The sequence below is a fragment of the Jeotgalicoccus sp. S0W5 genome (assembly GCF_011634875.1).
Taxonomy (GTDB): domain Bacteria; phylum Bacillota; class Bacilli; order Staphylococcales; family Salinicoccaceae; genus Jeotgalicoccus; species Jeotgalicoccus marinus.
Map to the genome: position 1 here is coordinate 158,224 of NZ_SIRQ01000003.1, position 22,190 is coordinate 180,413.

The 22,190-nt window shown below is 33.0% G+C and carries 18 protein-coding genes and 1 pseudogene; 13 read left to right on the forward strand and 6 right to left on the reverse strand.

The features are described 5' to 3' along the window. Positions 1–10 precede the first annotated feature (10 nt). Positions 11–2,593 (forward strand): glycosyltransferase, encoded by a 2,583-nt coding sequence (locus EYB29_RS03120; protein WP_166626554.1) that lies wholly within the window; start codon positions 11–13, stop codon positions 2,591–2,593. 44 nt (positions 2,594–2,637) lie between these two features. Here the strand turns inward: EYB29_RS03120 and EYB29_RS03125 are convergent, their stop codons facing one another. Both EYB29_RS03125 and EYB29_RS03130 read right to left on the reverse strand, forming a co-directional pair. After that, a complete protein-coding gene (locus EYB29_RS03125) occupies positions 2,638–4,572 on the reverse strand; it encodes a heparinase II/III domain-containing protein (protein ID WP_166626555.1) in 1,935 nt (644 codons plus the stop codon). Positions 4,573–4,637: 65 nt separating this feature from the next. Continuing rightward, a complete protein-coding gene (locus EYB29_RS03130; protein WP_166626556.1) occupies positions 4,638–5,789 on the reverse strand; it encodes a hypothetical protein in 1,152 nt (383 codons plus the stop codon). Between the two features lie 161 nt (positions 5,790–5,950). Here EYB29_RS03130 and EYB29_RS03135 point away from each other — a divergent pair, with 161 nt between their 5' ends. The 7 genes from EYB29_RS03135 (at position 5,951) to EYB29_RS03165 (ending at position 12,065) form a co-directional block, all read left to right on the forward strand. After that, positions 5,951–6,319 carry a hypothetical protein gene (locus EYB29_RS03135; RefSeq protein WP_166626557.1) on the forward strand — a complete coding sequence of 123 codons (369 nt, stop codon included), beginning with the start codon at positions 5,951–5,953 and terminating at the stop codon, positions 6,317–6,319. Between the two features lie 122 nt (positions 6,320–6,441). After that, positions 6,442–6,660, forward strand: a complete 219-nt coding sequence (locus EYB29_RS03140) for a zinc ribbon domain-containing protein (RefSeq protein WP_166626558.1) — start codon at positions 6,442–6,444, stop codon at positions 6,658–6,660. Positions 6,661–6,814: 154 nt separating this feature from the next. Further along, positions 6,815–7,336: a YdcF family protein gene (locus tag EYB29_RS03145; RefSeq protein WP_166626559.1), complete on the forward strand. Its 522-nt coding sequence runs from the start codon at positions 6,815–6,817 to the stop codon at positions 7,334–7,336. 57 nt (positions 7,337–7,393) lie between these two features. After that, positions 7,394–8,062 carry a hypothetical protein gene (locus tag EYB29_RS03150; protein WP_166626560.1) on the forward strand — a complete coding sequence of 223 codons (669 nt, stop codon included), beginning with the start codon at positions 7,394–7,396 and terminating at the stop codon, positions 8,060–8,062. Between the two features lie 111 nt (positions 8,063–8,173). Next, entirely contained in the window at positions 8,174–9,592 is a 1,419-nt protein-coding gene (locus EYB29_RS03155; RefSeq protein WP_166626561.1) for a sodium:solute symporter family protein, read from the forward strand. 11 nt (positions 9,593–9,603) lie between these two features. Next, positions 9,604–11,217 (forward strand): amidohydrolase, encoded by a 1,614-nt coding sequence (locus EYB29_RS03160; RefSeq protein ID WP_166626562.1) that lies wholly within the window; start codon positions 9,604–9,606, stop codon positions 11,215–11,217. Between the two features lie 125 nt (positions 11,218–11,342). Then, entirely contained in the window at positions 11,343–12,065 is a 723-nt protein-coding gene (locus EYB29_RS03165; protein ID WP_166626563.1) for a tyrosine-protein phosphatase, read from the forward strand. A 15-nt stretch (positions 12,066–12,080) separates the two neighbouring features. Here the strand turns inward: EYB29_RS03165 and EYB29_RS03170 are convergent, their stop codons facing one another. Next, on the reverse strand, positions 12,081–12,659 hold the full coding sequence (locus tag EYB29_RS03170) for a pyridoxamine 5'-phosphate oxidase family protein (RefSeq protein WP_166626564.1): 579 nt from the start codon (positions 12,657–12,659) through the stop codon (positions 12,081–12,083). A gap of 80 nt (positions 12,660–12,739) precedes the next feature. Between EYB29_RS03170 and EYB29_RS03175 the strand changes: the two genes are divergently transcribed. Further along, the gene (locus EYB29_RS03175) at positions 12,740–12,937 is read left to right on the forward strand and encodes a hypothetical protein (protein WP_026867662.1); all 198 of its coding nucleotides are present in this window, start codon (positions 12,740–12,742) and stop codon (positions 12,935–12,937) included. Positions 12,938–12,986: 49 nt separating this feature from the next. Here the strand turns inward: EYB29_RS03175 and EYB29_RS03180 are convergent, their stop codons facing one another. Beyond that, positions 12,987–13,586 carry a M protein trans-acting positive regulator PRD domain-containing protein gene (locus EYB29_RS03180; protein ID WP_166626898.1) on the reverse strand — a complete coding sequence of 200 codons (600 nt, stop codon included), beginning with the start codon at positions 13,584–13,586 and terminating at the stop codon, positions 12,987–12,989. On the opposite strand from EYB29_RS03180, the gene EYB29_RS11700 reads away from it, so the two are divergent. Together EYB29_RS11700 and EYB29_RS03190 are read left to right on the forward strand one after the other, a co-directional pair. Then, positions 13,585–13,995: a putative immunity protein gene (locus tag EYB29_RS11700; RefSeq protein WP_371807497.1), complete on the forward strand. Its 411-nt coding sequence runs from the start codon at positions 13,585–13,587 to the stop codon at positions 13,993–13,995. The two genes, EYB29_RS03180 and EYB29_RS11700, sit on opposite strands and share 2 nt — an antisense overlap. Before the next feature lie 99 nt (positions 13,996–14,094). After that, positions 14,095–16,074: a YSIRK-type signal peptide-containing protein gene (locus EYB29_RS03190; RefSeq protein WP_166626566.1), complete on the forward strand. Its 1,980-nt coding sequence runs from the start codon at positions 14,095–14,097 to the stop codon at positions 16,072–16,074. A gap of 193 nt (positions 16,075–16,267) precedes the next feature. Here EYB29_RS03190 and EYB29_RS03195 read toward each other — a convergent pair whose 3' ends face one another. Continuing rightward, positions 16,268–17,494 carry a pyridoxal-phosphate-dependent aminotransferase family protein gene (locus tag EYB29_RS03195; RefSeq protein WP_166626567.1) on the reverse strand — a complete coding sequence of 409 codons (1,227 nt, stop codon included), beginning with the start codon at positions 17,492–17,494 and terminating at the stop codon, positions 16,268–16,270. A gap of 245 nt (positions 17,495–17,739) precedes the next feature. Between EYB29_RS03195 and EYB29_RS03200 the strand changes: the two are divergent. Further along, positions 17,740–18,930: pseudogene (locus EYB29_RS03200) on the forward strand (MFS transporter). A 364-nt stretch (positions 18,931–19,294) separates the two neighbouring features. Further along, positions 19,295–20,893 (forward strand): SLC13 family permease, encoded by a 1,599-nt coding sequence (locus tag EYB29_RS03205; RefSeq protein ID WP_205710597.1) that lies wholly within the window; start codon positions 19,295–19,297, stop codon positions 20,891–20,893. A gap of 52 nt (positions 20,894–20,945) precedes the next feature. On the opposite strand, the gene EYB29_RS03210 is transcribed toward EYB29_RS03205, so the two are convergent. Next, positions 20,946–22,187 (reverse strand): MFS transporter, encoded by a 1,242-nt coding sequence (locus tag EYB29_RS03210; protein ID WP_166626568.1) that lies wholly within the window; start codon positions 22,185–22,187, stop codon positions 20,946–20,948. Between the last annotated feature and the right edge of the window lie 3 nt (positions 22,188–22,190).

The window sequence follows — 22,190 nt, forward strand, 5'->3', positions numbered from 1 at the left end:
TTTTAAAGTCATGGACATCAATGAAATCAGAAATAAACTTAGTAATTTGAAGAAAAGTATCAATCCTTCACTAGGTCTAGAAAAAGGAATTTCAATTGTTATCCCTGTTTATAATGGTATTGATTATTTAGATGATTGTTTATCCAGTATAAATAATCAAATTATTACCACTGCAAAGTTTGAAGTAATAATTGTTTTAAATGGTTCATTCTTAAAAGAATATGATTTCTTAAGTTCAAATATTTATGAGAATTTAGACTTGGTAGTATTAATTAATGATAAGGCTAGTGCAGGAAATGCAAGGAATATAGGATTTAAATCAGCTAAATATTCACATGTAACTTTTGTTGATGTTGATGATTATCTATCTCCGAGGTATATTCAATCAAATTTTGAATATATCGATGAAAATACAATTACCATTTCACAAATTCACGATGATCTTAATGGGGAGATAGATGAACAGAACTCACTTAATAGAGAGGTTATCGAAAACAGTGGTATAAGAACTACACCTTTAATGAATGTTCAAAAAATTGCTAGTATTACTGTATGTAAGGTTATCCCGAAGGAATTAATAATTTTACAAGAATTTAGAGACTATCTTAGAAGTGGGGAAGATACGGTTTTCTATTGTGAGTTTTTTGTTAATACAAGACCGAAATTAACTGTAATACCATTAGAAGATGAAGCAATCTATTTCAGAAGAATTAGAGATAACTCAGTTTCAAGAAAATCATCATCATTTGATTTTCTTGTTTACCAAAGATTAGAAATTTTAGAGATATTAGAGAATATTTTAAACAGAATAAACAATCCTACTTTAAAGAGATTTGTGACAATTAAATACAATGCACAAATTAGCTTTATGAATAGGTATATTTTGGAAAACCCTAATGAAAGAGAAAAAGTGATTACTGCTGTTGAATCAATGAATTTTAAAAATTTCAACTACTCTATTTTGAATAGAGGTATGGCAAAATCACTAGTATTATCTTATTGTTTCCCACCTTTCAGTGATACAAGTGCAACAATCGTAAGTAAAAGGATTGTTGAAAAAGGTGAAATTGTTGATGTTGTATCTAATAATATGAGGAAGATAAGACATGAGGAACCATCTCTTAATAAAATGATTGAAAAATACATTGGTAAGAGAGTTACTGTCAATAAACCGGCATCCTTCAGTAATATGTACTATCTTTCAGATTATATAGATGCTGCAGTTAGAGTATATTTGAAGAATATTGACCAGTATAATAGTGTTTATAGTAGAGCTATGTTCCCAATATCTCATATCCCTGGCTACTTTATTAAAAAGTTAAATCCCGAAGTAAAGTGGGTTGCTGAATTCTCAGATCCACTGTTATTTAATATTGAATCTGAAGAACGTCGTGCAGAGATACACAACGAAGGTTTAATAACTTCGCTTAAAAATGACGGTTTAGGCATATTTACTGAATATGTGAATGATAATTTATTTAATCTTTCAGAGCTAATTCCATTTTCATTAGCGGATGAGTTGGTATTTACTAATGAAAACCAAATGGAGTATATGATTTCTAGATTTACAGAGGAGCAAAAAAGTTATATTAGATCTAAGTCTAAAATCTCTCATCATCCAACTTTATCAAAGGAATATTATCATATTGATGATGTTTCCTTTGAGATGGAAGATTCTATTGTTAACATAGCTTATTTCGGGAACTTCTATAGCCGAAGAAGTTATAAACATTTTCTTAACGTTGTAAATGAGCTAAATAAAAAATATAAATTAATTTTTAAGCTCTATATATTTACCAATAAGAATCAAATGGACAATGAATCATTGGAAGAATTAGAATCGAATAATGTGATTGTTTTTGACTATCTTCCTTTCACTAAGTTTTTAAATGCACTAACTAAGTTTGATGTTTTATTAATCAGTGATGCTGAAACTAAAGGAGATAAGCCGTATAATCCTTATTTACCATCTAAACTAAGTGACTACTTAGGTAGTGGTTCATTAATCTTAGCAATGACTGAGAGTACTAGTGTTATGTCAAAATATAATGATAATAGTTTATACCAAATTGATATGGATTTATTAAAAGATTTAATCGAAAATGGAGAGCTGCAAAACAATAAAGTTATAAATAATTTTGTGGAAGAAGTTTATCGTAGAAAAGTATTAAATGGTAGTAGGTATTTAGAATACGAAAACTTAATGGTTTTAAAAGAGAATCAATCAACTATGATGGATGTTTCAAATGACCTAGAACTCACTAATTTAGGTATGAAAAATTGGCTTGTAAAACCGAAGAAAGTGCCCATTTTACCCAAGGATAAGTTCATAGTTAATCTATATAATAACTCTAGCGAGGTAAAAGTTGTTTTAATTAAAGGATTTTATAGTATTCCAAATGTTATCAGTGTTCAAATATTCGGTGATGAGAATAATTTAATCGATACTGTTGATATAAGTGATATAAGAAAAGCAGGATATGAAATAAAAATCAACCCAGAGGATAAAGTACGTATAAGGGTAAAATATAAAAGAACATATAAAAAAGAAGGATTTATAAGAGCAGGGCGATTAAGAATTATTGGTGTCTAAGAAATAGAGTATTATAAAAACTTCCATTCGTCAGTGTTTTTACACTAACGAATGGAAGTTTTTATATTTTTGAAATTACTGAACTCAGTTTTTTCTCCAGTCAAACTGTCTTTTACAAAACAACGAATTCTATAGGTCCCATCTGAATGGAATTTATACTTGAAAATGTTAGATGGTTGGTACCATATAGTATCAATTATAGTGTTTTCATCATCATAAACATAAATTGCATACTCTTGATTAGTATTTGGTTTATAATGAATTTCAATAGTATGATTTGAACCTTCTTGATATACATTAATATATTGATCTACTGTTATTTCTTTAGTATATTTTTTGAATGGTAAAGAAATTCGTTTTTTATTAATGTTTAAATATATTATATTTTCTTCATTAACTTCTTTTTCTAGAAGGATAGAATCATGAATTTGACCAATGTAAGTGGTTTGATTGATGTATTTATTTAAATTTGTAATTTCAATTTTTGGAATGGTCTCTGCGTGTTGAAATTTTTCAGAATATAAATTTTTGTTATTATATGAGAATTTTTGATTACCGTTACTCAAATTGGTAAATTGATACTTATTATTTATATTTATGGTACGGTTTTGAATATTAATCTCTAAATCATGTAGAAATTCTTTAGATAAATTAAATATTTGTGCAGATGACACTTTAATTGGAGAGCAAATATAGTCCGAAATCAGTAAAGAATGAAAATCTTTGAGAACATAAATATTTCGAGTTATATTGGCGTAATTATAACTATTATTTACAAGTACAATGTGAATATATTCATCGTTCTCATGCACTGAATGTATGAATACATTATTTTTATTACTTTTTAAGTAGTTGTAGTTCTCATTATTTAATTCAACACCATTATGAGCAGATACAGATTTAAAGTATTCTCTATGCGGTCCTTTATCATAATTATAGGTTCCTGTATCTACAATTATATCCTCACCCATGTAAACAGAAATTGATAAATCATCTGCATGTTTATGATTTTTAACAATATCCCCTGTTCTAATAAATAAATATAAGTACGAATTCTTTATAATAATATAAGATTCATACTTATAGTAATAAGTTTTGATTTTTTTTTCAGGGACTTCAGGTATAAATAGGCTATGGTCTGAATAAAAAGATTTTAGAATACTATTATTAAGTGACGTGTTATCAATTAACTCACTATCTCCATATAATGGAAGTGAACCATCCGGCTTTTTAACTTGGTCTAAGAAATCTAAAGCAACGTTTATTCTGTCATCAAAATTTTCAATTAAAGCGGTACTTAGGTCGTCTAACAGTATCTTTTGTGTTGAAACGATTAGTTCGAGATTAAAAATGGCATAAGTGAATGAGTTTTCTTTACAAATCATATTAGTAGTAAAAGTATTTTTGATATTTTCCCTAAATCTATTTAATGCTAAGTTAAAAGACTGGTTATCTTGTAATACCATTGATAGCACTAATAATGACCGATCAATCATGGAACCATGATTGTAATTTATATAATTACTTTTATCTTTTAAAAATTCAGTGTGTGATATTATCAATTCATTTAGAATATCTTGGTTGATATATTTACTATTAATCAATTGAAGATATCCTAAAATCAGTGAACGATCTGCTACACAATGTGAATAATATAAATATTTATGTGTCGCCTTAAGACTATGTGAGTACCAACTTACAACTAATTCATTACATTTAATTAGGTATTTGTCATTGTTGGTATAATGGTAAGCCAGTAATAAATAATTCACTGGTTCCCATGCATGTAAGTGTAACATTGACATATTTGTATATTTATCTAACTCAATATTCCAGTCAAAAGACTCATTAAAATTAAGTACATCAAGTTTGTTGTTAATGTCCTTAGGTATATATTTATATTTTATGACTAATGAGTTATTAGAAATAGAGTCTCCAATTTCAATACTATCTCGTTTATTTATATTATACTTATTCATGATTCTAAAAATGGAATTTAATATAGTAATCACCTACTAACTAATACAATTAAATTTTAAATACATTATTTGACAATACTATGGAATTCTCCTAAAAATTCAAGTGTTTCATTATATTCTTTCCAATCATTCTTTTCGAATGGCCTTATATCAGAATCAATAAGTGTGTTGATGTACCTTTTATGGAACTTCCTAGGAATGAATTTAAGAACATCAGTAAAATAGCGATCATAGAAAGTTAAATCAAGCTTGTCAACTAATGACTTTGCATCTTCTGGTATATTATTTACTGTTAATAATGCGTCATCGTATCCTCTGTACTTCATTACATATAGTGCTAAATGATCTAGAAGAATATTATCCCCCCAGTTAAAGTGAGGTTTTTTAGGTGCTTGTACTGTATTTGTTAAATTAATATCTAATTTTGATCTTTCAATTTCAATTTCTAAAAGCATTTGTTTTCTAAATCTTTTCTCTTCCTTTGGATTGGCAAGTGATGTTAAAGACATGTCCATTAGATGTGGATAATTGTATGCAGATACTTTTATTGCTGCAATCTCAGATAACGATAATGTGTAAGGAATGCTTTTCATATTGGCTCCTGAAATTAATATAGGTGTACTATAGTTATTAATAAAGTTACTGTTTTTAAGAAAGCTAGCACCTATAACACCTCCAGAAACATTGTATGAACTATCTAAGTAATCTTTATACAAAATAGAACCAATCAACATAAATAACCAGGAGTTTTTTCTGAAATCTGTTTCTAAGATATTTGTAGTGACTATGTGACTATTAAATTTCTCTATCATTGACATTTCTCTTTTAAAGTGTCCACCAAAATTCATAGATACGAGAGATGAATTGTCAGGCATGAAAGCAAGAGAAGCCAAACTATCGAAGCCGCCACTAAAATTCAACGTATGTTTACTTTCTGTTTTTGCAATAATCATTGAATAATCAGCAGTTTTAATTAAAAGTTGAGCTTTTGTAAATCTCTCAATATAATCTTTTGTAATCTTAGAAACAGTTAGTTCCATACTAATTTCATCATATTTGGTACCACAAAGGGTAGCTAAAGCAATAGCAATTAAGTCCTCTCTAACATATATTGGAACACTTAATATAAATTCAATAAAATGAGAGTTGTTCATATCTTGATAATCTACTTTTATATATCCTTCTGATAGTTGAACATTCTCAAAAGAAATTCTCATTATGTAAACCTCCATAGCATTCTAGAAAATTAATATTAATTCTATTATAATATAAAAATATATTATATATGACTTTTTTAATTTTCAGTACGCTACATATAAAAATAGAGGTTAATCTATTTATAATAGGGTAAAATTACTATATTATAGGAGGAATTTATATGAAGAATAGAATTACTTATTTTACACTTATTTTGGGAATCACACTTCTAACTTCTTGCTCTAATTCTGAGGGCAACTTAATCGACACTGGGTCGGTTACTGAAGGTAGCTGGGTTAGTTATGATGGAAAAGTAGTGGAAAATGAAGAAATGAGGTCTTCGGAACCAATCGACTATGATCCATCAAAAGATTACGAAATCAATCGATCTAGTTATGTGTCTTACTATAATGGTGATAAATTTATTGAAACCATTCAGTATAGTGACGATCCTCCAATGACTATAGACACTGTTGAAGAAGCGGATAGTATTGTGATAAGTTTCAATCAATACAATGAAGATACTATTAGTCTAACCGAGGCTGAATGATTTTAAGTCCCTTGAATTGAAGGGACTTATTAATTTTTTAACAGATATTTAATCCATGTCTAACAGTGACTATGCGCGGGTATAAATTAATATGAACTTTCATAAAAAGGAAGGTGAATATTATGAAAAAATGCCCAAACTGTAATCAAGAAGTATCTAATGGTATACAAGTTTGTCCTAACTGCGGAGAGTTTATCGATGGAAATCAAATCTCAAAACAACAAGATAATTCTAAGAAAAATGATATTGAAGAAATGCCAGAGGAAAATTATCCTGAAGAAGAGTTGAAGAAACAACAGGAAGACGAACGCAGTGATTTTGGACGAACTGATAAAGACTAATATAATCAAAAAGAAGTCGGCAAGAAGTCGGTATAATTTCTCTAAACCTCCAAATTATCAGTTTGGAGGTTTTTACATGTTCTTAACTTCCTTTAAATTCAATCTAAATATGCCCTTGTTAAGCTTATTATAAGAATGAAGAAAGGGTGTAAATATGTCTTTTGAAAACAAAACATTAATTGTATACCTTGACGGTGATTACCGTAGATTCAAAGCAGTCGCAGATTTATACCAACGTTTTGACAGCGGAGACGCACACATTCTGATTACTTCATTTAATGACCAAAACGAACTCAGAGGTCAGATTGATTTATTAAATTCAAACTATGATTTCATTGATGAAAGACATATTTTAACCGAATACTACTCAACAACAACCTACAATAATGCGATTGAAATAGAAGAAATCTTAAAACGGTTAAATTATGGACACGTTATTGTAGTAACAAGTCAGTATCACATATTCAGAACAAAAATGATTTTTAAAGATAGATTCAAATATAACGTCAAATTTAAATTTGTTGGTGTACATCATGATACGACTTTTATAGAATATGCTTCTGAAGTCGTGAAATTAGGCTTATACCTTATGAGAAACTATAAGTTCTTTACAAAAGATAAATTATTATATAGTAAGAGTAAATATAGAACAAAATCCCGGTTAACCTACCAGTAAAAATAGTAGCTGATATGTTAAACTAGACTAATAAGAAATATTAGAATAGGGGATTACATGAAGAGCTATAAAGAAACCAAAGAATATTTAAAGCAACTAGAAGATTTTAGATCATTCAATTACAGAGCAACACGCTTACCAGAAATGGTCGCTAATGAAACAAAACACTTCGAGGATGTTCAAGAATTCTTTAAAGAAGAAGGATTCAACCATCTATCAGTCGTAGAAATTATACGTTCATTCATTAAAATGGATTTATTAAAGTTATCCTTAATGCAAAGTACACACGGTATATATGTGAATGACAATACACCACAGTATCCTTCAGAAGCTGAAACAGTTGCGAAGTTCACTTTAGAAAACTCAGATATCGACTTCTACCCACTCATACTTCCAGATGAGTTAGAGAAAGTGAATAAAGACACAAGAGATGCAATTATTTCATTTAACAAGAGTATTGAACCATTCTTACAGAGCATTGAAAAGAATGCAGGAGATATAACTGAAACAGTTCAAGCAGTTATTACAGAATTATTTAATTCAAATACACACATCTTAAATAAGATTTATGATGAAACATATTATAATACTGTATTGAACTACATGATCGACAATGCATTCGAAAACACATGGAAGAAACAAAAAGTACAAACACCGCTTGTATCGTTCTATGCAATGTTTACACTATCATTTTATGACAACGTTTATTTAGATCAGTTAGTATAAGACAAGTGGCCACCTTAGGGTGGTCTTTTTATTTTATTTATAATACTGAATTTTCATTATATTTAAAACTAGGCTATAATAGTAATCATCTTTAAAACATGGGGGAAAATAATGTACTGGTACATTACGCTATTTATATTATACTTTGGGGCAATGTTTGGTATTGCCTGCTATTATTTCTACAAGATTAAAACATATGAGGATTACATGATATCTTCATGGTCCACAGGATTTTGGAAAATTACAGGAACGATTATCAGTACAAACGCTGGGGCAGCTGTATTCATTGGTTGGGTAGGATTAGGATTCACAGTCGGCTTATCTGGGTACGTTAAATTTGCTATGGTTGCGTACATATTTAGTTTGATTTTAGTCATATTCTTCGCAAAACCATTAAGAAGGCAAAAACTTTTTACATTAGCTGATTTATTTACTGCAAGATTTGGTGGTCGAGCAGGAATCATTCCATCGATTTTATCTGCAATTATCTATTCTGTTCCAACCCTAGGGTTGCAGTTAATCGGAATGTCGACAGTATTTAACATCACTTTAGGTTGGGATCAATCAACTGGACTTATTGTGGGTACTATTCTTATTTTAATATTTTCAATTTTAGGAGGCTTACCTGCAACAATTATTACAGACGCGATGCAGTCGATATTAATATTAATTGGTTTAATTGTATTAGCCATTACAGTTGTTATGCACGTCGGTGGCTTTAGTGAACTGTTTGCAAATACATCTTGGGAATTTCTTAGTCCAATCAGTGCAGATGGTGTAACAGATACATTATTATATGCACTTTCAGTTGGTCCATTCTATTTAGTATGGCAGTCAACTTGGCAAAGAATATTTGCGGCTAAAGATGAAGAGACAGCTTTAAAAGCAGGAGTTACTGGGCACCTCATTGTTATGGTCATATCTTTCTTACCATTCTTAATTGGTGTATCTGCAAGACAATTTGTTGATTTAAATATGCAACAAGATTTAGTATTCTCCTTTGTAACAAATGAATTGTTACCTACACCTATTGCAGCAATTGTTTTTGTGGCACTGCTTGCAGCTTTAATGACAGGTGCAACTTCATTTAATCTACAAGGTGCAAGTAACCTAACAAGAGATTTATACCAAGTATTGATCAATCCTAAAGCTTCAAACAAGAAACTATTACTGATATCCAGAATATCAGTTGCGATTATGACGCTCTTAGGCCTCGTCGTTGCTTTCTTTATTACGAACATTAATGACGCCTACCGCTGGGCACTCATGGTAAATGGTGTCATGTTGGTATTCCCATTCCTAGCAATCATGTTTTGGTCTAGAGTCACTAAGAAAGGTGTACTGATCAGTATGGTTGGATCACTGATTATTGTAATAATCTATCCATATCTAGGGCTACCTTTTGACCAGGCACTAGTCGGTTATTCATTATCATTGATTTTAGTCGTTGGAGTGAGTTTAGTGACTAAACATGATAAGACTGAAATACCAAAGGCAGCGTATAAGCACAGACTAGAAGATTACAAATAGGGGAGACATAAATGAGTATTAAGAAGATTATCAATGCCAATCTACTTAACGTTGAAGATGGCTCCGTACAATTAGCCACACTTGAAATTAAGGATGGACGAATTACTACCATAAGTGAACAAGAATACATGGTAAATGAAGATGCTGATTTAGATTTAGCTGGTGACTATCTATCTCCAGGTTTTATAGATACGCATAGTCATTTGGTGATGTATTCAAACTTTAGAAGGCAATTAAATTGTTCACCTGAAAATACTAAAAGTATTGAAGAGATTATTGAGAAATTTAAGGAACAAAAAGATGAAATTTTAAGAGATGGATGGTTGAGGGGGTATGGCTATAATGAATTTGAACTTCAAGAAGGACGCCACCCAAACCGTTTTGATTTAGACAAAGTATCAACAGAGATACCCATTTATATTCAACATAGTTCAGCACATATGGGAACAGTAAACACAAAAGCCTTAGAAATTATGAAATTAGATTTAGATGCACCAGACCCTAAAGGTGGATCATTTGAACGTGATGAAAATGGTCAAATCAACGGTGTATTATTTGAATTTCCTGCACTTGATAAGGTTAAGGCAGTTTTACCAGATATATCTGCAGGGGATTTGGCTGAGGATATTAAAGGTGGGGTCTATGACTATCAAACTAGAGGCATTACGAGTGCGACGGAGATGTGTGTCAGTCTATTAAATGGTATAAACGATTATAAAGCATCTTTAAAATATCTTGAAGACAAGGAAGAACAAGATTTTAGAATTCGATTTGCGATTGATTATAAGCTATTACTTAATGATCCAATGTTTGAAAATGAAACAGCTGATTCAATACGAGTAAAATTAGAGACCTTAAGTAACGGATTCTCTACATTAGCTGGGGCTAAATTCTTTAATGATGGCAGCATCCAACTCCATACTGCAAGCTTAAGAGAACCTTATTATGATGGTACACCGTCAGCCGATACTCAATTTACCTTAGAAGAGTTAGAAAAACTTTTCATTCACTTTCAAAAATTAGGCTATCCACTTATCACTCATGCAAATGGTGATAAGGCAGGAGAAGATGTTATTAAAGCCTATATCAATACAAGTAATTATAAAAAGACTAAGCAAATGCATCGTGTAGAACACTTACAAATTGCTTCCTTAGAAGATATTCAAGAAATGACAAAAAACAATATTGGTGGTTCTTTCTTCATCAACCACCTTTATTACTTTGGTGATGTGCACAAAAATAAATTTTTAGGTCCAAATAGGGTAATTAACCAGGAACCTGTACGCTGGGCAGAAGATGAAGGAATGATCTTTACAATACACTCAGATTGTCCAGTCACTGATATTTCTCCACTCGATTCAATTAGGTTTGCAGTAGAAAGAAAAACAAGAAGCGGTGAAACATTAGGAAATACACAGAAACTTACGAGAGTTGAAGCCTACAAAAAGATGACAATAGATGCTGCTAGGCTAAATCAAACAGATGATTTAGAAGGATCTATAGAAGTAGGGAAGTATGCAGATTTTGTCGTATTAACAGAGAACCCATACGATGAGAAAACTCAGTTATCTGATTCATTAGTGAATCGTACGATTGTGAATGGTAAAACAGTATATGAAAAATAAAAGTTAGGTCATAGACCCTGCTTTTTCTATTGTAAGGATTCGGTTAAGTTAAGAGGGTTTATTTCAAACTTATACTTATTGAAGTTATAATTAAGGTGTAAATAATAGAGATGGAGTGACTTTATATGATAGATATTCATAATCACTTATTAATCAATGTGGATGACGGACCAAGATCAAAAGATGAGACTTTAGATTTATTATTACAAGCACAATCACTAGGCATTACAGATATTATCTGTACGCCACATCATCACAGTCCAGCACACATTACACCATCATCCGTTGTATATGAAAAATTATCAGAAGTAAAAAATATTATAGATGATAATAACATCAATATTACCGTACACCCAGGTCAGGAAATTAGAATCAATGATGATATTATTAGTGAATTAGTCAATGGAGAAGCAATTACACTAGCAAATGGAAAGTATGTACTCGTAGAATTCTCCTTTACAGAGTTAAAAGAAGATGTTGAAGCAGTTTTTGAAAAGCTAAGACAACTAAATCTGACACCTATTATTGCGCATCCAGAACGTTGTCAGCCACTAGTAGAACAACGCCATATTCTAAAGAAATTAATCAATGACGGTGCCATTGCACAAGTGACAGCTGCATCAGTTTGTGGAGACCTTGGGACAGAACTTCAATCAGTCGCTTTAGACATGATAGAAAATGGTGACATTCATATCGTTTCAAGTGATGCTCACCATGCTGAAGTGAGACCGTTTAGATTGAAACAAGCATACGATATTATTGAAGAACAACTTGGAATATCATATGTAGAAGAAATGAAAGAGCAAGCAGAAATTGTATTAACTACTGAGAAGGTAAAAGTGGACTAGAGATTAGTCCACTTTTTATTTTTCCTTCTTCACTTTAAAGTAATTCCCACTATTTTTCTGAGTCTGTTCCATTTTACTCACTTCTCTTAGCTCTGGAATATGCTTAGAACAATGAATATAAGCCTCATCTACAGTGACGACCACCCAGCGTTCAGCTTTCCCTTGGTGCATGTCTTCTAAAAGTTGAACGAGATCTTTATCTTGTAAGATCAATTCGAGTGCATGGTTTTCAACGATTTCTGCACCCCCATTTATATGTAAACCGACCTGGTCTTCTAAAAAGTCTACCAACAACAAGCCTACATGGGGATTTTCACTGATGTTACCTAATGATGCCATGACACCATTACCTCTATATTCCGGATACATTACTCTATGTTCATCGATCACATAGACAAAACCTTTTTGTCCTGATCTAAAGGTCGAATCACAGTTTCCATGTCTATCACTTGTTGATACAAACATGAACTGTTGATTTTTTATAAAATCCTTCATCTGTTCATTAATATAATCAATCATCTGATTATCATAAAAAGCTTTTGCACGTCGTTTCGTACCAAACTTTTCTTGTAACTCACGTTCTCCTTGTGACATATAATTCCCCCTCAATATAAAAATTTTAACATTTTTTAAAGTATTAAAATTTGGGTATAGGTTACAAAGAGGTGAAATAAATGAAAAAAATCATTACGATTCATTTTATTGGTGGCTCGAACATAGAAGTCAATAAGACAGAAGCGGTCGATACCTTACTCCATCATTTAGAAGGCACAGAGAGGCAAAGACAATTTATTAGCCTACCGAACCGAAGCGGCCAAGAGATTTACATTAATTTAAAGCTAGTAACATCTATCGAAGTTAAGAGTATATAAAAGAATACGTAAAAGGAGCGGTGTTCGCCGCTCCTTTTTTTGAACAAATCTATGCCTGTTTTTCACTTGAAATCATAACTAGTTCGTTTCTTATTGTTAATATGTCTTTAGGTGTAGGATAATTCTCAACACAAACTACCGGGGTCTTATAAATGTTTTCATATGGGAAATTCGTTACGACTAAGTCGTATTTACCACTCGGGCAAATATCTTTGATTTGGGATATATCATATCCGATATATGCATTAAGTTGTGAATGAAACTCATCTGAAATTATACTCGCCAACATTGTAGCATGTTCGTAATCATTATTACTCATAAAGAATACATCATATTTCGGTTTAGTTTTTCTCAAGTGAACAAATAAATCTTCCCAGTGTGTCATGAATGTGTAAATCATGTGATTTACTATATCTGGATCACACTTACTATTATTGTCTAGGAATTCTTTCACATAGGACTGTAAATCATCGTAGAACGATGGGAATTCTAATTGTACGTTGTCTAGGAACTGCTGTTTTTTATCGAAAACGAGATAGTGTGAAAATGGTTCACTAGAACCAAGATAATAAGTGGAGTGAATGCCCATAATCAATTGGTCCTGATTAGGAATTGGAACATTATATTTATTAGATAAGTATCTACATATTTTAGAAACTTTACCTCAAAGAGAACTGGCAAGATGGGCTATAGAAAATGCTGAAAGATTTATTGAATACATTGATATAGACAATGAGGATTTTAAGTACTCAATAATACAAAGTAGTCGAGAAATTTTATTTAGAAGAATTAATAATGAAGTGAACGATTATCACTTAAGACAGGCCGGATTTTTAGCGAACACTCTTGCTAAAAAATCAGTAAATGATATTAGTAAGTGTTCAGCAAGAGTATTTGCTCAAGCAATTTCGACAGGACATATGCGTGGACATGCGATTGTTTCCTCTGATTATGCAGTGAAGGTAAAGAATTTGATTAGTGATTGTGACGCCAGTTCAAGAGAAAGAGATATACAAATCGAAATTGCTAGTAAATACTTAAAAATTCAAAAATCTTAACAGAATTTAAACAAATATAGTATGTATTTTAAACATTTACATAGTATAATTGAATTATTATTATATATTGGGCTTAATCTATAAATGGAGGTGAAACTGATGAAAAATAGAAAGATGAACAAGCATGCAAATGTCATTCAAGCAAAACATCGATTCTCTATTCGTAAATATAAAAAGTCTGTGTCATCAGTCATGGTTGGCATGTTCTTAATATTTGGATTCAGTTTCGATACCTATGCCTCTGAGAAAAATAAGGTAGATGGAGTTCAAACTGAGGAACGGACAGAGACAGAAAATAAAAATGAGGAAGATCAGACAAATGAAGCCGAACTTGTTGAACAAGAAGAAGCTTTATTGGCAGAACAAGAAAATGCAGAGCAACTCATCACAGAATTAGAAAGTATTTCAGATGAAAACAAGGCATATTATCTTGGTGAAGTTGAAGTCGCATCTGACATTGAAACAGTACAAATCATTCTTGAAGAAGCCATTGTAGAAGATGAGGCAATCTATCAAGAAATATTAAAAGAAGAAGAGGCTAAAAAAGCTGAAGCGGAAAGATTAAAAGCAGAGGAAGCCGCTAAAAAGCAAGCTGAAAAAGAAGCAGCACAAAAAGCTGAAGCAGAAGAGGCTGAGCAAGAAGCAAAGGAAATAGCAGAAAAAGAGCAGGCTGAACAAGAGGAAGCTGAGCGTAAGGAAAAAGAAGAAGTTGAGGAAGAAGAAAATCAACAAGATCAAAATCAAAAACAAGATAACGATGAGTCCGAATCTGAAGAAGATATTGAAGAGGATGAAGTAGAAGACGAACAGTCTGAACAGGACACTGATACAGAAAATGATGATAGTGAAAATAGAGATGATGTAGAAGAGAAACCGTCTGAAACTGATAATGCTGAAGAAACTGACGAATCTAAAGAACCGGTTGAAAAACAAGAACAAGTTGTTGAAGAACAACCAGAACAAAATGAAGTTCCTGAAGAACCTGTAACAGAACCGGTTCAACCAGAAGAGGAAATTGTAGAAAAGGCGCCTAAATATATCGAACCTGAACAACCAGTTGTAGAAAAACAGGTTGAAGAAGAGGTCGAGATTGAAAAACAACGGCCTGTAAACTTCCAAAAAGGCGTGAGCGATGCTTATAAAAAAGCTGATGACAAAGCACAGTTAGAAAAACATCTCACTAACGTTGTCAACACGACTTTTAAAATGAATGATACAGAAGCCTTTATGAAATCTTTAGATGTGAATTTAGAAGACTTAACACCAGAAGAATTCACATATATGCTTTTGAAATATCTTTCTGAAAACATTGATGCAAAGAGTGTTGTTGTTACGAGAGATGATAGCGATGATGTCATAATTGCCGAAGGTATAAAAGATTTATCAAAAGATTTAGATCAGGCAAAAGATGATAGTAAGAATAATCTCAGTATGATGTTCTATTTAGACAATGAAGAAAGAGCCTCATACCAGCATCAAATTGACCAGGCAATAGATCATAGTCAAATCACTGCGATTATGATGGTGGCAAATGCATTTAACAATATGAATATGCCGGATTTTGTTGAATATGGGAATCATCCGTCACAATATATTAAGTCTATCTTGAATAATAATATAGAAGTCTCACCTTCTGTTAAATCTTTATCATTTAATAATGAAAAAATAAGTGGAATTAAAGAATTAAACTATGTTCCTTTTGAACTGACAAGTGAACGTGTGATTGATGAAGGGACCTATAAGATTCAGGTACAGATAGACGAAAGACTAGCCCAGCATGTAACAGCGATGACTGTCCATCCACATCAATCATTTATTACGAAGCCGTTTAAGCGACTTATAAATGATAATGGACAACTAACAAATGTATGGCAAATTGATTATGACCGTCTCTTCAGTAGTGAAGATGATACTTATATGACAGCTAAAAATGGTTTAATCATGTTAGAAGAGAGTATAGAGAGTATTTTAAGTCACTATAATGATTTAGATAGTAATCCATTAACTTATCAAAGCGCAGTGATTAATGAATATACTGGTAATCTTATAGACTCAACTGTTGAAAGAAATATAATTTAACATTCCAAAAGCCGTGAAATCTTGATAATGAGATTTCACGGCTTTTTGTATAAATAAAATGTTTAAATATCTAAAATATTTTGTTCAAAACTTCGTTGAATAGAAAAACATGAAAAATTGTCCATAACTCATGATTCAAGTTATGAGTTATGGACAAACTATTAAATATAACCTATATGCTTGTATCTAGATCTTACAGCTCATTGTTATCGTAAAAATCGATTAAGGCTTTTAGGCCAGCTGAAGCATCTATATTTTTTACTCCTTTACTTTCAAGGAATACACCGAAAGCTGAAATGAAGTTTAAAAGATTTTGTTTTTCAGCAACATATCCCATCGTACCAATACGCCAAATTTTACCTGCAACTGCACCAAATGTTCCTGCAATTTCAATTCCGAAACGTTCGAGTAATTCATTACGGAAGACAGCATCCTCAACACCTTCTGGGATGTTAACACAAACAACCATCTGCATTTCATGTTCTTGGTCACCGAATATTTCAAGCCCCATAGCAGTCACTGCTTGCTTCATTGCTTCATGGTGATAGGAATGACGCTTCGCTCTTTGTTCTACACCTTCGGCAAGTGCAAGTTTTAAACCTTCATATAAACCGTAAACATTAACAGTGGCTTCAGTGTGATGGTTAAGGCGTCGGTTAGACCAATAACCTTCTAGTTGCGTTAAGTCTAGGTAGTTACTTGTAATAAAGCTTAATTGATTTTCTTCATCCGATTCTGTACGAATCCCTTTTTCAACACGTTTACGTTTATTAATTTCTTCGCTGAAGCGGTCATTATAAGTAATAGGTGTAATACCAGATGGTACTGATAGACATTTTTGTGAGCCACCGATAACAGCATCAAGTTCCCATTCGTCGACTGGAATATCTTGACCCATATAAGTCGCAACAGCATCCACAACAGTGAAGACACCACGTTCTTTAGCAGCCTTACCTAATTGATCAATCGGTTGTGAGCGACCAGATGATGTTTCACCGTGTATAAGCGCTAAAACTTTAGGCTCAACCTTATCCATTTCTTTAATGATGTCTTCTTGAGGGATGACTTCTCCCATCGGTGCTTCAATTGTGTGAACTTCACCGCCAACACGTTCAACGAGTTCGATTAGTAAATTACCGAAACGGCCGATAACTGGAACGAGAACCTTATCGCCTGGTTCTACAATAGATGAAATCGCTGCTTCTATACCTGCACGACTCGTACCATCGATAGGGTATGACCATTTATTATCTGTTTTAAATGAATCACGAATTAAATCCATCGTTTCATTCATAATATTTGTAAATTCGGGATCGAATTGGCCAAGTATGGAGTTGCTCATCGCTTGTGAAACACGAGGGTCAACTGCAACAGGTCCTGGGGTCATGATTAATCTTCTGTTTATTTTTAAACTTGACATATTCTATCATCCTTTTTAATTTTTATTTCTATATAATATAACCGTTATCGTGAGATGGCAAACAATAAATCTAAAATTGTGATAAATTGAACATAATATAAAAGTGAATTTATACATATTGGATAATGTCTTGATTGAGGAGAAACAGTATAATTAAAAGTGATAAAAGAAGTATTAAAGAAAAAAGAGGGAAAATATTGGAGAACAAACAGCTTTTAAACAATTACTGGATTAAAATTGTTATCGTGTTTACACTCGGTTGGGTCGCAATTTATGCAACACGTACAATTTTAAACCCAATCATGACAAACATCCAAAGTGAGGTTGTAATTACGACTGCACAACTAGGTTTAATTTCAAGTTTATTCTTCCTAGGTTATACAGCTACACAGATTCCATCAGGGTTTTTAGGGGATAAATTCGATCGTAAGAAAATGATCATCCCAGCATTTATCGGTTTTGGTATTTTAGCAATTTTATCTGGACAAATGTTCACATTCTACATGTTCTTAACAATGTGGTTTATGACAGGGATGTTCCAAGGGGTATTCTATGGACCACAATATGGTCTATCTTCAGAGGCAATACCACAAAAGCGTTTAACAATCGGTTCATCTATTATTAACTCCGGTATGGCGCTTGGTATGTCAGCAGGTTACTGAATTTCTAGTATTACAGTTCAAGAGATGGACCTATCTTGGAGAACACCGTTCTGGATTATGCGTGTTATCGTTATCATCATCGGTATTATTATGTGGATTGTTGTAAAAGAACATCCTCCAGGTTATCAAGCACCAAGTGAAATTACAGGAGAACAAGAGAAACTGAAAGTTTCAGAGCTATTTAAAAATAGAAACTTACTTCTAGCATTTATTACTATATTCTGTTCGATTTACGGTTTCTTCGTAATCTTAACTTGGTTACCATATTACCTTGAAACAGCAAGAGGCATTTCAGGAACTAGCGTAGCGTTTGTATCTTCACTAGTACCTTGGGCATCAATTCTTGGTATGTTACTATTTGGTTGGATATCAGATAAGCTAGGTAAACAAAGACCAGTACTACTCGTAATGGTACCGTTAGCATTTATCTCAACAATTTCTATAGTGCTATTTGATCAAATGTGGGTACTCTTTGTCGCTCTAATCTTATACGGTATTGTCTGTAAATTATCAACTAACCCGGTATTGATCGCAGTAGTGGCAAACAACGCACCACGTGTCGGACTGGCAACATCATTTGGTATTTATAACTTTATCGGAATGTCAGCCTCAATACTGGCACCTTACATTACTAGCTTCATAACAGACGTGACTGGTAACCTAGATATGGGATTCTACTTAGCAGGTGGCTTACTTTTGATTGCAGTCATTGCAGTATTCTTCATTGATGAATCAGGATATAAAAGAGTCGTAGATATAGAGAAAATTAACTAAAATATAAAGAAGAACTGATGTAGTGATGCACTGAAACCTTACGGTTTCAGTGTTTTTTGTTTAGTTGGTTGGGAGAGTTGTTATTTGCTGGTGTATGTGGGTTGGGTGATTTCAATGGAATGGGATTGCTCCGCTTCGAAATAAAAACGAAGCTCACCTACTCAAATCAACCTCCAAACCAAACTCGCATAAGCACCACATAAAATGGATATTTATTACATATAAGCGCTTACAATGTATATATTATAAGTTAAACTTATCGTTATACTTAAACGTTCTATATATTAATCAGAATAATTGTGATATATTATTAATATGTTTTATTTAAGGAGGGGTATTTGTGAGCGAATTTAAAGATAAAAATATCGTTCAGAAAAGTTATGATAACTTATGGAGTGAATCCAAAAGAACAAAATCATTACTGAAGTTTTTTAGTGCAAAAGATTTAAGGGACGTAGCAACAGGGGCTCCAACGCCTGATCCTAATGCAACATCATATACTAAGGTTCAGCTGATCGGACTTCTGCTCGGACCATTATTATTTGTATTAACTCTGTTGTTTTTACAAGCTGAAGGCTTAGATCAGAATGGAATTTTTGTCGTTGCAGCGGCTTTATGGATTGCAAGTTGGTGGGTAACGGAAGCGATTCCGATACCAGCTACATCGTTACTACCTTTAGTATTATTCCCGATGGGAGGAATAATGACGAATCAGGATACGGCAAGTTTTTATGGGGATGACATTGTATTCTTATTCTTAGGTGGTTTCTTATTAGCAGTTGCAATGGAGAAGTGGAACTTACATACACGTATCGCGCTTTCTATTATTAAAGCAATTGGTACGACAACAGCGACAATTTTGTTAGGTTTTATGATTTCTACAGCGCTGTTATCAATGTTCGTATCGAATACAGCGGCAGTTATGATTATGATTCCTATTGGGCTCGCAATTATTAAAGAGGCGCACTCTTTATCAACGCCAAGTGTTCAAAAGGATGTTAAAATCTTTGAGAAATCTCTAGTACTTGCGATCGGTTATGCAGGTACGATTGGTGGACTTGGAACTTTAATTGGAACACCACCACTTATTATCTTAGCTGGTCAGATGAAACAAATCTTTGATGTTGAGATGAACTTTGCCCAGTGGATGTTGGTCGGAGTTCCAGTTGTTATTGTGTTACTGGCTCTAGCATGGGCATACATGAACTTCTTCCAGTTCAAACATGGTATGAATCAATTACCTGGTGGGAGAAAAATTATTGTTGATGAGTTAGATAAGTTAGGGAAGATCACAAAGGAAGAAAAATGGGTACTTGCAGTATTTATTTTAGCTGCATCACTTTGGATCCTTAGAGGCTTCTTCTTTGATCAGTTTGCATTCACAGAGTTATTAGGTGATGGCTCAATTGCAATGCTCGCTGCAGTATTACTATTTATCATCCCTTCTAAGAGACAAAATGGTCGTGTACTCGACTGGGGTGTTGCAAAAGATCTACCATGGGGTGTTCTATTACTCTTCGGTGGTGGTTTAGCGCTTGCTGGTTCAATTGTTGAAACTGGTGTCGACCAATGGATCGGTGAAATGCTTTCAGGTATAGGCGGTATGCCATTGATCTTAATGATTGCAATCGTTGCACTACTTATTTTGTTCTTGACAGAATTCACATCAAACACAGCAACAGCTACGATGATTCTACCAGTTCTAGCTGGTCTAGCTATTGCTTTAGACGTTCACCCATTAGCATTAATGGTACCTGCAGCTATGGCTGCAAACTCTGCCTTTATGTTACCGGTTGGAACACCGCCAAACGCAATTGTCTTTGGTACAGGTAAGGTAACAATTGGTGAGATGATGAAAGCAGGATTCGGTTTAAACATTATTGCTGCACTTATGATTATTATCGTCGTTTACCTTTGGGTACCGGTTGTTTACGGTATTGACTTACTTGCATTTCCATTTTAAATAAATAAGCACTCAAGAAATTTAATTCTTGAGTGCTTATTTTTATATTGTCTTATGCGTGTTGTGAATTTTTGCCATCTCTTAGGTAGATTACTAAGAAGAAAAGCAGTGCTGCAACTAATAGTAAAACAGTTCCAATATAGAAACCAATAATTTGTGAACCTGTAGTATCACCAATGAAACCAGTTAACCATGGTGCGACAACTGATGATGCCATACCGAAGAAGTTAAACAAGCCAAGTGCTTTAGCTGTTTTGTGTTCTGGTAGAGAATCTGAAACATAAGTAATTAATACAGGGTCTATTGCTAGTTTACCAAATAGTCCATAAAGGATTAATGCGATGTACAGAATCCATGGTGATGGAGAGTACACTGTCAATCGAATCATGACTGCAGCAATGATTAATAGGGCTAAGATATATTTCAAACGATCTTGCTGTCTTCTGTCTAGAATACGAGCGAAAATTAAAGCGCCCGGAATACCTGCGATAGCAACAAGTGCTGAAACATAACCAACGTCTGATTGTGCGAATCCTTTTTCTGCTACTAGGAATGAAGGTAACCAAGTTACAATCATGTAGTAACCGTAACAAACAGCGAAGTATACGAAGTAAATTGTTAGGTGTTTACTTGAGAATAATGACACACCATCATCTTCTTTAACAACATTTTTTGTATCTGTTGTTGTTTTTGCAGTTTGATCTTCCATAGCTTCAAGTTGCTTATCACTCTTGATGTTGATGTAAAATACAAATGTTATACCTAAGATGATAAGTGCAGTACCGTAAAGCATCCAGTTCCACTCAACGTTCAAGCCACCAACAAGTACCGATGAACCGATTAGACCGATCACCATACCGACAGCAGAACCAGAGTTGATTACCGCATTAGCAAAAGTTTTCTTTTCTTTAGGTACATGCTTAGCAGACAAGCTATAAGCCGAACCGTAGTAAGAACCTGTTGCTAGACCTGCAATCAATGAACCGATATATACTTGCGGTAAAGTTGTTGAAGTACCAAGTACAACTGCACCAACCGCGAAACCAATAAATGCTGGAATTAAGACTGTTTTTTGACCGAACTTGTCGACCAAGGCACCTGCAGGAATCTGCATACCTGTATACGCAAAGAAGTAAACAGAAGCGATTAAACCGATTTCTGCATTCGATGCATTACCTAGTGCATCTTGGATTTGTGGGTAAATTGGAGTCAAGATTGTTCTATATATCCAAATTGCTACCCAACCAAAGACTAAGGCAACTATAATTTTCTTATAATTATTGGATGTGAACAAGTT